We start from the raw sequence: 14,295 nt of genomic DNA, 5'->3' as shown, positions 1-14,295 counted from the left end.
TTTTTCGCCAAAAACCGTACGCAAGTTTCATGCTCAAATGCAATTTTGCTGAGGCCTGGTACAAAATCTGAAGCCAGAAGAATTATTTCTTGTGCCACTATGACAATGTGGCACTATGACTGAATGGTCAGGATCGGCAACGTTCACACAAGGAATTGAAAACACCAATGACATTAAGCAAGATGGCGGACGCAGGAGTAGGGGCCAAGAACAAGGCCCGGATCATGGATGCGGCCGAGAAAGCATTCGCGCAAAACGGTTTTAAAGGCACCTCGGTTCAGCAAATCGCTGACGGTGCTGGTCTTCCCAAAACCAACGTATTGTATTACTTCAAGTCCAAGCAGGATTTGTATCTGGCAGTGTTGCAACAAACCCTTAGTTTGTGGAATTCCCGTTTTGACCAGGCGACAGCGGAGGATGACCCGGCTGAGATTCTGGCCAGTTATATTACCGAAAAGGTGGAAATGTCCCGTACCCATCCTGTTGCATCAAAAATATTTGCCATGGAAATCCTGAACGGCGCGCCGAATCTGAACCGATACTTTGATGACGAGCACGCTAAATGGATGGCCAGTCGAATTGCAATTCTGAAGGCCTGGATGGACAGCGGCAAAATGCGCCGTATGGACCCCTACTATCTGCTGTTTCACATCTGGTCCAGTACCCAGCACTATGCCGATTTTGCCGTTCAGGTAACACGCTTGCGCGGCGCGAAGATGAAGAAGGCCGATTATCAGGCCGCGACCCAGCAACTGATTGAGGTCATTTTAACCGGGTGCGGTCTGACTGTACCTGAAAAATACCGGAGTTCAATTTGATGTCTGAAAAAACGTGCAACGCCTCTTACCCTCGTGATCTGGTTGGATACGGAGCCCAGCCCCCGCATCCAAAATGGCCGAATGACGCCAGAATTGCAGTTCAGTTTGTTCTGAACTATGAGGAAGGGGGGGAAAATTGTGTACTGCATGGTGACAGCCATTCGGAAATTTTTCTCTCTGAGATCGTCGGGGCGCAACCCTTTGCCGATCGCCATATGAGTATGGAGTCGCTGTACGAGTATGGCAGTCGTGTGGGGTTCTGGCGCCTGCACCGGTTGCTGACAAAGTATGATATTCCTGTCACCGTGTTTGGTGTGACCATGGCCCTGCAACGTAATCCCCAAGCGCTGGCGGCCATGCAAGAAGCCAACTGGGAAATTGCCAGTCACGCGTTACGCTGGATCCATTTTCAGGATATGGATCGCGAAACCGAACGCAAGATGATTGATGAATCGATACAATTGCATGAAGCTCTGACCGGCAGTAAACCTGCCGGCTGGTACACCGGTCGTACCAGCCCCCACACGCTGGAACTGCTGGCAGAGCGCGATGACATTGTTTACTGCGCTGACTCATACGCTGACGATTTGCCCTATTATGACACCCATTACGCCCGGCCGCTGCTAATGGTGCCCTATACTCTGGATACTAACGACATGCGCTTTGCGACTCCTCAGGGGTTTAACAGTGGTGAGCAATTTTTTCAGTATCTGAAAGATGCGTTCGATGTTTTGTATGAGGAGGGAACCTATGCCCCTAAAATGCTCTCTATAGGATTGCACTGCAGAATCGTTGGCAGACCGGCAAGGCTGGCTGCACTGCAGCGCTTTATTGAGTATGTACAAGGGCATGAGCAGGTTTGGCTGGCAACCCGGGAAAACATCGCCCGTCACTGGCTTGAGCATCATCCGTATCAGAAATAGACTTACTGCCTGAAGCAAATCGCAAACAAAGGATAATCAACAATGAAACTAAAAGTACTGGGCCTGGTAGCCCTGGCTGTGGCGCTGGCCGGTTGTTCAAAGCTGAATAAAGAGAATTACGACAAGCTGGAGATGGGCATGTCACAGCAGCAGGTTGAAACCATCATTGGTAAGCCGGACAACTGCTCAGAAACACTGGGTTCAACAAGCTGTATTTGGGGAAGCGATGATGGCAGGCACATCAAGGTTCTGTTTATGGCCGATAAAGCCATGACATTCTCAAATGATGGGCTTAAATAATTCTAGGGCCGGTCTGGGTGACCGGCTGTTTGCCAGTGCCTTTTTCAGGCCTGTTCGAGCGCGGTTTCGGGTTGAGGGGTGAGTGAAAGGTGGCTTCTTGCCAACCGGCTTATCAGCGCCTGACATTTTGCCGGCGAGAGCACATCAATCGATGAAATGGCGTGCATTCGGCTGAATTTCGGCAAATCGCCGCTCAACAGAATTTCCTGCATTACCGATAACGCGGCCAGAATATTGGCCTGTTCCTGCACACTGAGCTGGTGCGGTGAAGCTTTGGATTCCGGTTTCGGTTGCTTGTGCTGTTCCCGTAATGTTTGTAATCGTTCTACCGAGTTAACGGTTTCGGTATCAATTTTACAGTAGCCACCAAAATAAAAATTTCTTCTCAGTTTACTGCATAAACGGTCATTGATGGCGACCAAAGGCATTTCAAAAGACAGATTGTCCAGGGGGTCGAAAAATTGAACTATCATGGAAAAGCTTCCTTGTTATGATTTGGTTTTTATGCCGGTGCAAGGGCAGCCCTATCAAATACGCGGACAAAGAATGCAAGAGGAACAATGATCGCTGATGGCCTTGAACAGGCTGAATTAAATTTAGCAATGGACTGGCAGGTTACTCAAGCTGTCTGAATGTAAAATTTGCGTTAATTTTTTGGTTATTCAGCTAACCTTTTGACAGACAAGAAAAACAATATTTCTTTGCGGGGGCGAAACTCCCGCGGGATTCTAGGGCCTGTTGATCTTTGGTGTTCAATTTTGCAACGAGTTGCCTTGCACAAAAGCGCGACAAACGCTGCCCTTCGGGTTCACTCTGAGTGCTTCCATGGCTGCGTTGCTCGCCATTTACTTAGCTGACTAAGCTTCATGACTCTCGCCTTGCCCTGAAACCACTCAGAGAGAACAAATTTTGAACAGTAAAGATCAACAGGCCCTAGGGAGTGTTTATCTTTGTTCATTATTTATGTTGGAAACTAAAATGGCTGAGAACAAGGCGTCGGTGACGCAGTTTGGCAATCCAATAAGTCAGCGACAACGCGGTTATCGGTCATTTTAGCTTCAACCCGTTGGGCAGTGGCCATTATTGCGCCATACTGCCCACAAATTCGTTCATTTAGGCCCGCTAAACCTCACTCATTTGTGATTGTCTGGCGCAATAATGACTGACTGCATAAACAATGCACAAAGATAAACACTCCCTAGCCATATGGCTCGACAGGAATTGAGCCTATTTCAAATCAAACAGGTACCGGAGTACGAACAGGGCAGCCAGCATATAGGTAATCAGGCTAACCTGGCGGAACCGGCCGGAACCGACCATAACAGCGGTGTAGGTGATGAATCCCAGCGCGATGCCCTCACTGATACTGAAGGTCAGCGGCATGGCAATCAGGGCGACGAATGTGGTGGCCAGTGCGCCTAAATCGTCAAAATCAAGTTGGCGGATGGATTCCATCATCAGAATACCCACCATTATCAGCGCCGGGGTTGTTGCCATCAGTGGTATGACTTTCATCAACGGGGTCAGGAACAAAGCGCCGACGAAACACAGGGCAACAACTACTGCGGTGAGGCCAGTGCGGCCACCTGCAGATACGCCCGCTGCAGATTCAACGTAACTGGTGACAGGCGAGGTACCCAACGCCGCACCCACTACGCTGGCCGAAGCATCGGCGGTCATGGCGCTGCCAATTTTGGGCAGGCGGCCGTTTTCATCCAGCAGATTGGCGTTGCGCGATACCCCAATCAGGGTACCAATGGTATCGAACATGTTGACAAACATCAGGGCAAATATCAGGTCCCAGGTTTGTGAAAAGTTATCGATGGGGTACCAGATGTCCATAGCCAAAAATGTATCGGAAATGCTGTCAGGCATACCTACAACGGCATCGGGGTGAGCCGTCAGGAATCCGGATTCTGTGGGGATGAAATACCCAATCAGCGTGAGTACCACAATAGACACCAGAATGGCGCCAGTCACCCGCTTCATTACCATGATCACAGTCAGAATAATACCAGCCAGAGCAAGTAATACGGGAGGGTGAGACAGATCACCAATGGTTACAAACGTGGCGGGATGGTCCACGATAAGGCCGGCATTCTTTAAACCGATGAACGCGATGAACAATCCAATACCGCACTGAACACCGATTTTAAGTTCCGCCGGAATTGCCTCGGCAATTTTGGTTCGAATGCCAGTCAGTGTCAGCATCAGAAACAGAATGCCATTCCAGAAAACGATGCCCAAGGCCGCTTCCCATGGCATTTCCCGTGTCATACAGATTGTGAAGGCAAAGAAGGCGTTAAGCCCCATCCCTGGTGCCATGGCAATGGGGTAATTGGTCAGGGCAGCCATCAGCAGCGTGCCAAGGCAGGCCGCAAGCGCCGTCACTGTGATAAGCCCTTCAACCGGCATTCCGCTGAGGCCTAGAATGCTGGGGTTGACCACCAGAATGTAAGACATGGCGGCAAAGGTAGTCAGGCCGGCTATCACTTCAGTCTTAATGGTTGTTCCGTGTTCCTGAAGTTTGAATATTCGTTCAATTAGTGCGTTTGAAGACATGGTTGCTCTCAATTGATGGGATTTATTATTGTCATCCTGCATAAAGCAATTACCTGACCACATAGTCAGCTTTCGGGTGCGCAACGGGCCTGATTTGTGTTATTACTGCTTTAGCGGTCATCGAACCGGGTTTCAGTGCTCATTAATCAGGCAAATTGTTGCTCCGCATGCCTAAAATTTGCAGCTTTCCCCTTGGTTGGGGCCATTGTCGATGACATTTTGTTTAAGGCTATCATAGTTTTGCCAATCTTTTGCACCGAAATTGTGAGCGTGCATTAGATTGGTGCTAAGGGGTAGCCCAAGAGAGGTTTGAATGAATACAGAGACAATCAGTCAATTACCTAAAGCCGAATTGCATTTGCACATTGAAGGCAGCCTGGAGCCTGAACTTTTATGGCAACTGGCCAGCAAACATCAGGTTTCCTTACCGTACCAGAGTGTAGAGGAAATCAGGGCGGCGTATCAGTTTGAAGACTTGCAGAGCTTTCTGGATATTTACTACCAGGGGGCTAGTGTACTCAGGGATGAGGAGGATTTTTATCAGTTGATGTGGCGTTACCTGTGCCGCTGCCGTGAACAGAATATTGTGCATGCAGAAATTATGTTTGACCCTCAAACGCACACCGAGCGGGGCGTGGGCTTTGAGGTATTTATGCCCGGTTTTTTGCGCGCCATTAAGGATGCCGAATCACAGTGGGGCATGAGTGCAATGCTGATCATGAGCTTCCTGCGCCACCTGAGCGAAGAAGAGGCCATGGATACCCTGGAGTTTGCAAAGCCTTACTATGCACACATAACCGCTGTCGGTCTTGACAGTTCCGAAGTGGGAAACCCGCCATCAAAATTTGAGCGTGTGTTCGCCAGGGCGCGGGAGCTGGGGTTTAAGTGTGTTGCTCACGCCGGTGAAGAGGGGCCACCTGAGTACATCTGGCAGGCCATCAAGCTGTTAGGGGTTGATCGAATCGACCATGGGGTGCGCTGTGAGGAAGACACCGAATTAATGGCTTACATCAAGATGCGTCAGCTCCCGCTGACGGTTTGCCCATTGAGTAATCTCAAACTTCGGGTTATCAGTGCGATGCAGCAGCACAATATTCTTCGGTTGTTGGAGGAGGGGCTGCTGGTAACGGTAAACTCAGATGACCCTGCGTATTTTGGTGGTCAGTTAAATGCCAATTATCAGGCTCTTTGTGATGCTTTGGATATGACAGAAGTGCAGTTGCGCCAATTGGCCATCAACAGCTTTAAAGCCAGTTTTCTGGATGATTCAATTAAACAGAAGTGGATTAACACGCTCACGCCCTGATGTGCAGGGGTAACAGGGGAGCAGGCTCAAGCCTGCCCCAAAAAACCTTATTCCGCAGCAGGCAGGGGTAACTGAGTCTGATATTTAGCCCAGTTGTTTACCAGTTCGTCGACAACGGTGCTGCCAACCAGATAAGCTGCTTCCAGTGACGGGACCATGCCCGCATAGCCTTCACCAGAGCTTTCCATCTTGAGGTTTTCAGCTGCAGTCAGGCCAGGAGGCTGCATGGTGAAATTACTCGCCGTGCGCAAGACAAGAAAACGCTGCTTGTCGACCTTACCGGCGCGATCCAGGTAAATCATAGCCTGATAACTGCCGGTGTCTTCCATACCGGATGTCATGAAGTTGCCATTACCGTTGGTCCAGTATTTGGTCCAGTCGTTGGCCCACTGATTGAACAGTTCACCATGCCAGAACGTTGAAGAGGCCATTTGCGCGCCCTTCATCACAATTGGGGTTTGCATGGCTTTCGGATGCGCGGTGTAGCGGCTGCGCAGCGCCTCCATACCGTGTGTGTCCATAAGGGTTAGTGACTCAGTGAGCTGATAGGCCCAGTTAACCAAATTGGCATTCAACTGGTACATTTCACCATTATGTGCCTGCGGCGCACTGCCATCTTCCGGTTGTTGATAGGGTTCATTAGCAAATAGCGGGAAATAACCGGTTGACCAGTCTTCAGGAATTTCGCGCCCGTCAATCTGATGGGCCAGGTCACCGTCGATCAGGTAGTCGGCCCACACGGCAGAGCCAATGGTACCGTCGGCAGGGTCAATACCGGCAATGCCAGCGACCAGCCAGTAGGCTTCGGTCAAGTCGAATCTTGGATCCAGCCCCAGCGCCATGATTGCCGCAGTGGCGCGGGCAATGCCCATGCCGGTGACAATAGCGAGTACGCCTTTTTCTTCATTCACGTGGATGTCGTGGAAGGATTGTGGGAACGGATATACCGTATCCAGCCCGTAGCGCTCTTTCCACATCTGAAATTCACCGGCTTTGTCGCCGGTATCTTCACCTATTTCAAACATGGTGACGACCACAGCTTTCACTTTTAGCGGGGCAGGGGAATGGGCTGCGGATGTTGACTGGTCGCTCTGGCAACCGGATAGCAGGCTGACGCAGAGAGTCAGCAGCGCCCACAAAGGCACGAATCTTGGCATGATGAATACTCCATTAATAAAACAAAACGGCATAAACCATGACGGTTTATGCCGTTGCAATGTTACAGCAAAATTTGGTTAGAATTTGTAGTTAAATTTCGCATTCCAGTGACGAGGCAACTCAGGAAGTACGATTGCGGTTCCAAACAAATCTGGGAAATTAGAGCGGAAATACTCTTCATTCGTCAGGTTTTTAACCGTCAAGTTTACACCCCAGGATTCGGTCTGGTATGACAAACCAGCGTTCACCAAAGTATAAGAAGGTAACGTTACCGCACCTGAGAAACCTGAAGCAACTTCATCTACGTCGATGACACTGACGCTAGCGGCGTAACCGTTCTGGAAGTCATAGGTTGCGGTCAGACCGTAGGTGTTTTCTGGAATACCTGCTTTAACAGCCCCTGTGTTCGCATAGGCAGTGTTACCGTTAGGCGTTCCACCAAAAAAGATTGAGGGATCGTCGATGTTCGGGAAGTCCTCTGCACCGAAGAAGCCGAATTGGAAACCGCCGCCATCAAGCACAGTCAGGTTGGTTACTTCGATATTGGTGTAAACTGCTGTAAGGACTAATTGCTCATTCACAACCCAACGCAGTTCAAACTCGGTACCTTCGTTGTTGGTGGTATTGTTTGTTACGCTGGACTGAGCGTTGATGTCAGTACGTTCTTGCTCGTAAATGGATAACGCAAAGTACAGGCTGTCATCCAGAAATGAACCTTTGACACCGTATTCGAACAACTCTGACGTATCAAAGTATCCGCCAGGGATATTTTCAACATCGATGTTGGCACCCTGGCCAGCTACAATGGTAACCTGCTCAGCGGCTGTAATGTAAGGGATTAAGCCAAATGGAGTTTTGTAGGAAATACTGGCATTCCAGGAAATTCCATCTTCTTTGTCTTCTGCAGTGATGTCTTCGTCACCGTCAAACAGAGTTATGCCGCCGGGTGTTGTACTTTCAACGTCAACGGAATCATAACGCACACCCAGTACCAGACTCAGCCCTGATTCCCAGGTCAGGTCGGTCATGGCCGCCAAGCCCAGGTTGAGGTAGTTGCCCTTATCATAGTTGGAGTAACCCCAGCCTGCTCGAGTTGCCAACAAACGTCTGTCAAGTGCAGTTGATGGACCGGTCAAATCTCTACGGTCAAAGTATTCATTGATAAAGTCATCACCACTTTCAAAATCCGTATAGCGAACGGAAGGTGAAATTTGGAACTGAGCATACAAGCTGTCGGTTTCAAACTCGGTAGCAACAACAATTTTGTCTTCTACTACAAAAGCATCATGGAACTGAGAGAAGCCATAGGCATTTTCATTGAGGTTCTCGTAGCTTTCATAAAACAGCTGGTTTTTGACTTCCCAGCCACTGTCTGAGTAATAAATAGTGTCAAAGTAAAGAGTAGTTACTTCGTTAGCCAATACGTCGTCAGCTGCAATAAGAGTTTGGTCACGCCCAAGCTTAGTTGTTCCGACATTGACCAGTGCCAGAGAGTCACCGAAGCTTGAACCGTCTTCAGTCTGTGCATCGATACCGCCTACAAACAAACCACCAGCAAAATATTCAAAGTGATCAATGCTGCCGTCACCATTAGCATCAAGAGGCTTGGCGTCACCGGTAATGTAGGTGCCGTGGTCGATAAGGTCTTGGGTCAGGCGGTTCCATCCAGCGTTTTGGTTACCATCGTATTTATGGTACATACCACCAAATTCAATACTCAGACTGTCAGTTAACTCCATATCAAAAGCGGCTTGTACTACTGACTGGTCAGTTTTACTGTTTCTGTAGTAAGAATCAGAATTTTCTACTTCTGCGTAGATGTAGTAACCGAAGTCTTTGCCTGTTACTTTGCCAGGGCCACCTACTTCGGCGGAGACAATATTTTTGTCCCAGGAGCCGGTGGTGTAAGACATTGCGCCTGTTGGCTCTTCAATATAGGCACCGCGGCCAACTTTGGCTGACTTAGGATTGAAGTTCAGGTAGCCACCAATTTTGGCCGGACCATAAATTGGTGATGCCGGGCCACGAACGATATCTACGCTGCTGGATGCACCAATTGGTGTGGGGTAGTTGCCCGGGTTGTCCAGTCGTCTTACGCCCCGGAAGTAAACTTCACCCGGCGTTCCCCGCACATCCAAGGAGCCTGCAACACCGAAGAAAGACTGCGTAAACGTACCGGGGGCAAATGCAACCAGTTCATCGATGTCGGATACGTTAAAACGTTCCATCTGAAGATCGGAGATGGTAGATGCCGAACGTGGAGTTTCCAGAATGGATTTGCCAAAGCCGAATACAGCCTCAACATCCTGACCTGGCAAGCTGCCCAAAGAGCCGGTTACTTCAATTTTCTCGATGGCGCCTTCCTGAGCTGCTTTGCTCTCAGCCTCTTGCGCCAACGCCTGACCTGGCAGTAAAACCATCAGGCCCAGTGTTACCGCGCGGGCAAGCGGGCTTTTGGTGAATGTTGAGTGTGTCATGTTCTTCCTCGCTGTAGTTTTAATATTTTCACAAAGCACTATTTTGGTTATTTACTTAGTGAATTATCTGCCAGAGTTTGCAGATATTGTGCCAGATTACTGTCCATATGGTCAGGTGCGGGATTGGCTTTAACCTATTGTTTTTATTGTATAATTCAATTCTTTACAAAGTTGTTAATGAAATTGTTGGGTGAAAACTAACCGGTTTGTTTTTGTGGCGCACCAAAATAGTGATATGGTGGGTGCGTTAGTCTTATTTTGGTGCATTTTGGAGTGTGAGGGGCTGCAAGAGATGAGCTTGCAGCCCCCTTCAGGGGAAAAGACCTACTGGATTTCGTTAGCTAATGCACATAAGGCGGGGGTATGGCCACAGATAAACTGGCGTTTGGGCGGGCTTTGTTCAAGCGTTTTATTCTGCAGGCGGGCCTCAATAAAACGGTCTAGGCTGGACTGGAATTGCGCTAGCGCAGAATTTTTCTCTTCCTCAGGCAAGAAGCTGTGGGTAAGACCATTACGAGACAAGGTAACCAGTTCCTGCCAGGAAAGGTTGAAGTGCTTTACCGCAATAAAATATTCGTCTGTCAGGTTACTGTCCCACATGCCTCTGTCGTCAGTGGAAAGCGCCACCGGAATACCGGTGCGCAGATATTCCGGGAACGGGTGTTGGCGGTAGTTTTCCACGTATTCCAGAAGTTTATTGGATATCAGATTGATTTCTATAAGGTAAGGGCCGTGTCGCATCAACAGCAGGGTATCCGGATCGGTTATGGTATTCAGGCCGTGGCCGATACGATTGGCACCCAGCAACAAAGTATTGCGAACGTGGGCATTGGGTTCATCCACCTCACCGGCGTGTATGGCCAGAGGAATACTGGGGTACTGATGACGCAGTTCTCTGAGTACCGGAAGAAAGCGCAAAGGATGGCCTTTGTCATTGTCTTCCCGGCCGACAAAGTTTATGCCGACGTAGATGTCTCGGTTCCGATCGACAAAATCGTACATCCAGCGCAGGCGCTCTTCTGCATTCGGTAAAAAGCGCAGCAGGGCGTACTGGAATTTTACCCTTACCCCGGTTTGTTTGGCTGCGGGGCTGGCAAGCATTTGTTTGTAGATTGCCAGTGCCGCTTCGGGTGAGTAGTGCTCGCCATCAGGCTTTAATTTGTTGGCCACATTGACCTGGGTTTCAAGATAGATCAACCCTTCCTGCTGATAGGCCTGCATATTTTTCAGTAGCAGTTGTGCCATCAGAGTGGGGTTACTGGTCATTTCATTGAGGCGCTGCCAGTGGGTCTGGAAAAATTCATCCCGTCCTTCGTGTTGTTTATCCAGCCGAATGCTGTCAAGAAACGCCTGCTGCTGTTGTTCTGACAACTTAATGAGCGGCAGGTATTCACCCTTTTCACAATCATCAAGTCGCTCCCAACTGGACTCTTGCAGGGTTCGGAACATCAGATATTGTGGGTCAGGCCCAAACTCATCAGTGCCATAGCCGCGGCAGTGATTAAACTTCACCCGTGTATAGTAATGATAGCCGCCGTTCAGTTGGGGGTTAATGGCAAGCTCGTACCACCATTCACTGAACGCAGAGCCTGACAGGTGATGATGCAAATCCGCGCCTTTGGGAAACTGCCATAAGAAGTTGTAGAGTTGTTGGTCTGAGGCTTCATTCTTAAAGTCACGAAACCACTGCGACATGCGTCGATGGTTCTCATCAGCAAAGGTACATGGCACCATCAGGGTCATGACGGCAACAATAGAAAGTGTTAAGGCAAGGCGCATAGGGGATCGGCTGTGAATGGTCAGTTTCGGTATTCAATCAATAACCTGACCAGTGAGTCAAGTAATGCCTTGATTTTTAGCGTTAAACGGTGGGAAATGCAGCGGGCATGGCCCGCAGCAACCTAGAATGTAACGTGGTCGGGAAGGGTAACAAAAATGGAATGTCTGACTTCGTTGTACATTGCCCGGCTGCAGTGGCCTTCACCCTCAGTGTCTTCCAGCAACAGGACGTCTCCGGCGCCAAACACCTTACGCTCTCCTGAAGACACAGTAAATTCCGCACGCCCTTTGAGAATGAACAGCAGCTGGCGGGCCGGGGCGGGGTGCCATTTGAAATCGTAGTCTGCGGGAGTTTCCCTGAAAATAATGGTACCCGCATCGAAACGTTCCGAAAGCAGGCCTATCGGGCCTCCGTCTGACAACGGTATGTCAATCTCACCAAAGTGGCTCTTGCCTTGTTCATCGTGGTATATCCGTGGAATTATCATCCTTTACTCCTGTATATCAAAGGTCATCAAAATTTCAGTTGGGTAAGAAAGCGGTGCAGTACCTGCAGGCTTACCGCTACATCATCCTGTCGGATGGCTTCGTCGGGGTGGTGGCTGATGCCACGGTGACAGCGGGTAAACAGCATGGCAACCGGGCAAATGTCAGCCATTGCCATAGCGTCGTGACCCGCTCCCGAAGGCAGTGTCAGCACAGGGTAACCGCACCCGGCCACGGCATTGCGCAAATTTTGCTGCAGAAATTCCGAGCACAATACAGCCGGGGCACTGTGAGTTTGCTGGATTTGCAGTGAAACACCTCGTCGTTGGGCAATTTGCTGAAAGCAGGTAAAAATTTCATCCACTGTGGCATCCCTAAGAGCGTCCGATTCGCTTCGTATGTCCAGTGAAAAACTGGTGTTGCCGGCAATAACATTTACCCCGTTAGGGCGGTTGCTAATTTTGCCGACAGTGGCCACCAGGGCGTGTTGAATGGCCAGCTGTTCGACGCAGAGAATCATTTCACTGGCGGCGCACAGGGCATCCTGACGCATATTCATCGGAACGGTACCGGCATGCCCGGCCATGCCGGACAGCGCTATTTCAAACCTTCGGGCGCCCGCAATGCCGCTGACAACGCCGACCGCAAGATTTTGCTGCTCCAGCACAGGGCCCTGTTCAATATGAAGCTCCACGTAGCCGAGCAGTTGCGCTGGGGCGATTGCGGCTTCTTTTATCCGGCTGAAATCCAGGCCGAATTCCAGCAGAGCCTTAGCCAGTGATTTGCCATCGCTGTCGGTGAGTTTGGCCCATTCATCCGGCCAGGTGCCGGTGAGTGCCCGGCTTCCCAGCAGGGTTGAACCAAATCGGGTGCCTTCTTCGTCTCCAAAGCCTACCACATCAACATGGAATGGCAGTTTTACCTGCTGCCCTTTGAGAATGGCCAGCAACGAAATGGGCGCTACCACGCCCAGCATGCCATCGTAACGCCCCCCATTGGGCACTGTATCCAGGTGGCTGCCAAGGATTAAACGCGGGGCGTCAGGTACGTCACTGGCGTAGCGGCCCCATACATTACCTGCGGCGTCCACCCAGCTATCCATTTCTGTTTCGGCCATCCAGTGTGCCACCAGCTGATTGGCGTGACGGTGTTGCTCGGTCAGGTAACGTCTGTCCAGATGTTGCAGCGATTGGCTGATGTTTCCCAGTTCGTCGCAACGGGCCATGACCTGGGCGGCGGCATCTTCAAACAGCATCATGCAATAGCCTTGGCATAAACGTCCATGGCTGCGTCTACGCCTGCTCCAGGAGAGAGTTTATGACCCGCTCTTCTCAGAACGGTTTCCAGAGACTGCAGAGTGTGCAGTACCGCATCCTGGCGGGCGTTATAGCCCATGGTGCCAATACGCCAGATTTTGCCTTTCAGTGGGCCGAAACTGGTACCAATTTCAATGTTGAAAGTGTTCAGCATTTCGCTGCGGATTTGTTCGCCTTCAACGCCCATGGGAATGTAAACCCCCACCACATTATTCATTTTATGTTTGAGGTTGCCAAACGGGGCCAGATTCATGGCCTGGATCCCTGCCAGCATGGCGACTCCGGCCATCTTGTGCCGTTCAATAACCGCCTGCTGGCCTTCTTCCAGCAGGTTGACGGCACATTCTCTGGCACAGAACAGCATGGAAGCGGCTTCGGTATGGTGGTTCAGACGTTCATCTCCCCAATAATCCATAATCATGGGTAAATCAAAATAGTTGGAGCGAATGCGTGAACCGCTGGCATCTTTGTGGTGTGGGTCACGAATGCCAGCTTCAACATGATGACGTTGGCGCACACAGTCCACAAACCGGTCGCTCATGGTAACGGGGGCGCTACCGGAAGGGCCGCCAAGACATTTCTGTAAGCCCACCGAAACGGCATCCAACTGCCAGGCGTCGGTTTCAAACGGGTTACCGCCAATGGATGCAGTGGCGTCAGAGTAGAACAGAACGTCGTACTGGCGGCAGATAGCACCAATGTGTTCAAGCGGCTGTAGCATGGTGGTTGAGGTGTCTCCCTGCACCAGCGCCAGCACTTTAGGCCGTATCTTACGAATGGCCTGTTCAATTTGCTCTGGGTCAAAAACTTCACCCCAGGGGACTTCAATGGTGTGAACCTCGGCGTCTGCGCGTTCGGCAATTTCGGCCAGCAGGTGTCCAAAACGGCCGAAAATCGGCACCAGTACTTTGTCACCGGGCTCCAGGCAGGATACCAGCACTGCTTCAATACCGGCCCGGGACGTTCCGTCGATCAGCAACGTCTGGGTGTTTTGAGTATTGAATACCTGGCGGTAGAGTGCCATAACCTCATTCATGTAAGCGGTCATGACAGGGTCGTATTGCCCCACCAACTGGGTGGACATTGCCTGCAGTACCCGGGGGTAACAGTTGATTGGGCCTGGGCCCATCAGCAGGCGCGGTGGTAAAGACAAGGCTTTCATTTTTTGCT

General features: G+C 50.4%; 12 protein-coding genes. 4 read left to right on the top strand and 8 right to left on the bottom strand.

Going from position 1 to position 14,295, the window contains the following annotated elements; genetic code table 11:
• Positions 1-167 precede the first annotated feature (167 nt).
• The 3 genes from DXV75_RS05780 to bamE are packed head-to-tail and all read left to right on the top strand — an operon-like array spanning position 168 to position 2,041.
• A complete protein-coding gene (locus tag DXV75_RS05780) occupies positions 168-818 on the top strand; it encodes a TetR family transcriptional regulator C-terminal domain-containing protein (protein WP_115592434.1) in 651 nt (216 codons plus the stop codon).
• Complete coding sequence (gene puuE / locus DXV75_RS05775) at positions 818-1,741, top strand: allantoinase PuuE (RefSeq protein WP_115592433.1); 924 nt, start codon at positions 818-820, stop codon at positions 1,739-1,741. The genes DXV75_RS05780 and puuE overlap by 1 nt, the downstream gene beginning before the upstream one ends.
• 42 nt (positions 1,742-1,783) lie before the next feature.
• Entirely contained in the window at positions 1,784-2,041 is a 258-nt protein-coding gene (gene bamE / locus DXV75_RS05770) for an outer membrane protein assembly factor BamE domain-containing protein (RefSeq protein WP_115592432.1), read from the top strand.
• A 44-nt stretch (positions 2,042-2,085) separates the two neighbouring features.
• Here bamE and DXV75_RS05765 read toward each other — a convergent pair whose 3' ends face one another.
• A complete protein-coding gene (locus DXV75_RS05765; RefSeq protein WP_115592431.1) occupies positions 2,086-2,514 on the bottom strand; it encodes a hypothetical protein in 429 nt (142 codons plus the stop codon).
• A gap of 754 nt (positions 2,515-3,268) precedes the next feature.
• Complete coding sequence (locus DXV75_RS05760) at positions 3,269-4,603, bottom strand: NCS2 family permease (RefSeq protein WP_115592506.1); 1,335 nt, start codon at positions 4,601-4,603, stop codon at positions 3,269-3,271.
• Positions 4,604-4,916: 313 nt separating this feature from the next.
• Here DXV75_RS05760 and DXV75_RS05755 point away from each other — a divergent pair, with 313 nt between their 5' ends.
• Entirely contained in the window at positions 4,917-5,909 is a 993-nt protein-coding gene (locus DXV75_RS05755) for an adenosine deaminase (protein ID WP_115592430.1), read from the top strand.
• Between the two features lie 47 nt (positions 5,910-5,956).
• Here the strand turns inward: DXV75_RS05755 and DXV75_RS05750 are convergent, their stop codons facing one another.
• From DXV75_RS05750 to DXV75_RS05725, 6 genes are all read right to left on the bottom strand, one after another.
• Positions 5,957-7,066: a purine nucleoside permease gene (locus tag DXV75_RS05750; RefSeq protein WP_115592429.1), complete on the bottom strand. Its 1,110-nt coding sequence runs from the start codon at positions 7,064-7,066 to the stop codon at positions 5,957-5,959.
• Positions 7,067-7,144: 78 nt separating this feature from the next.
• On the bottom strand, positions 7,145-9,544 hold the full coding sequence (locus DXV75_RS05745; RefSeq protein ID WP_115592428.1) for a TonB-dependent siderophore receptor: 2,400 nt from the start codon (positions 9,542-9,544) through the stop codon (positions 7,145-7,147).
• Between the two features lie 324 nt (positions 9,545-9,868).
• Positions 9,869-11,323 (bottom strand): adenosine deaminase family protein, encoded by a 1,455-nt coding sequence (locus tag DXV75_RS05740; RefSeq protein WP_115592427.1) that lies wholly within the window; start codon positions 11,321-11,323, stop codon positions 9,869-9,871.
• Between the two features lie 122 nt (positions 11,324-11,445).
• Positions 11,446-11,811, bottom strand: a complete 366-nt coding sequence (locus tag DXV75_RS05735) for a cupin domain-containing protein (protein WP_115592426.1) — start codon at positions 11,809-11,811, stop codon at positions 11,446-11,448.
• A gap of 26 nt (positions 11,812-11,837) precedes the next feature.
• A complete protein-coding gene (locus tag DXV75_RS05730) occupies positions 11,838-13,067 on the bottom strand; it encodes an allantoate amidohydrolase (RefSeq protein ID WP_115592425.1) in 1,230 nt (409 codons plus the stop codon).
• Positions 13,064-14,287: a pyridoxal-phosphate-dependent aminotransferase family protein gene (locus tag DXV75_RS05725; protein WP_115592424.1), complete on the bottom strand. Its 1,224-nt coding sequence runs from the start codon at positions 14,285-14,287 to the stop codon at positions 13,064-13,066. The genes DXV75_RS05730 and DXV75_RS05725 overlap by 4 nt, the downstream gene beginning before the upstream one ends.
• Positions 14,288-14,295: the final 8 nt, after the last annotated feature.

The organism is Alteromonas aestuariivivens, from assembly GCF_003367475.1.
GTDB classification, from domain to species: domain Bacteria; phylum Pseudomonadota; class Gammaproteobacteria; order Enterobacterales; family Alteromonadaceae; genus Alteromonas; species Alteromonas aestuariivivens.
This window is presented reverse-complemented; position numbering and strand designations above follow the sequence as displayed.

What these genes read in the sequence shown, in the direction of transcription:
- puuE (WP_115592433.1), top strand. Translation starts at nt 818, where the DNA reads ATGTCTGAAAAAACGTGCAACGCCTCTTACCCTCGTGATCTGGTTGGA.
- DXV75_RS05755 (WP_115592430.1), top strand. Translation starts at nt 4,917, where the DNA reads ATGAATACAGAGACAATCAGTCAATTACCTAAAGCCGAATTGCATTTG.
- bamE (WP_115592432.1), top strand. Translation starts at nt 1,784, where the DNA reads ATGAAACTAAAAGTACTGGGCCTGGTAGCCCTGGCTGTGGCGCTGGCC.
- DXV75_RS05725 (WP_115592424.1), bottom strand. Translation starts at nt 14,287, where the DNA reads ATGAAAGCCTTGTCTTTACCACCGCGCCTGCTGATGGGCCCAGGCCCA.
- DXV75_RS05740 (WP_115592427.1), bottom strand. Translation starts at nt 11,323, where the DNA reads ATGCGCCTTGCCTTAACACTTTCTATTGTTGCCGTCATGACCCTGATG.
- DXV75_RS05735 (WP_115592426.1), bottom strand. Translation starts at nt 11,811, where the DNA reads ATGATAATTCCACGGATATACCACGATGAACAAGGCAAGAGCCACTTT.
- DXV75_RS05765 (WP_115592431.1), bottom strand. Translation starts at nt 2,514, where the DNA reads ATGATAGTTCAATTTTTCGACCCCCTGGACAATCTGTCTTTTGAAATG.
- DXV75_RS05730 (WP_115592425.1), bottom strand. Translation starts at nt 13,067, where the DNA reads ATGATGCTGTTTGAAGATGCCGCCGCCCAGGTCATGGCCCGTTGCGAC.
- DXV75_RS05750 (WP_115592429.1), bottom strand. Translation starts at nt 7,066, where the DNA reads ATGCCAAGATTCGTGCCTTTGTGGGCGCTGCTGACTCTCTGCGTCAGC.
- DXV75_RS05780 (WP_115592434.1), top strand. Translation starts at nt 168, where the DNA reads ATGACATTAAGCAAGATGGCGGACGCAGGAGTAGGGGCCAAGAACAAG.
- DXV75_RS05760 (WP_115592506.1), bottom strand. Translation starts at nt 4,603, where the DNA reads ATGTCTTCAAACGCACTAATTGAACGAATATTCAAACTTCAGGAACAC.
- DXV75_RS05745 (WP_115592428.1), bottom strand. Translation starts at nt 9,544, where the DNA reads ATGACACACTCAACATTCACCAAAAGCCCGCTTGCCCGCGCGGTAACA.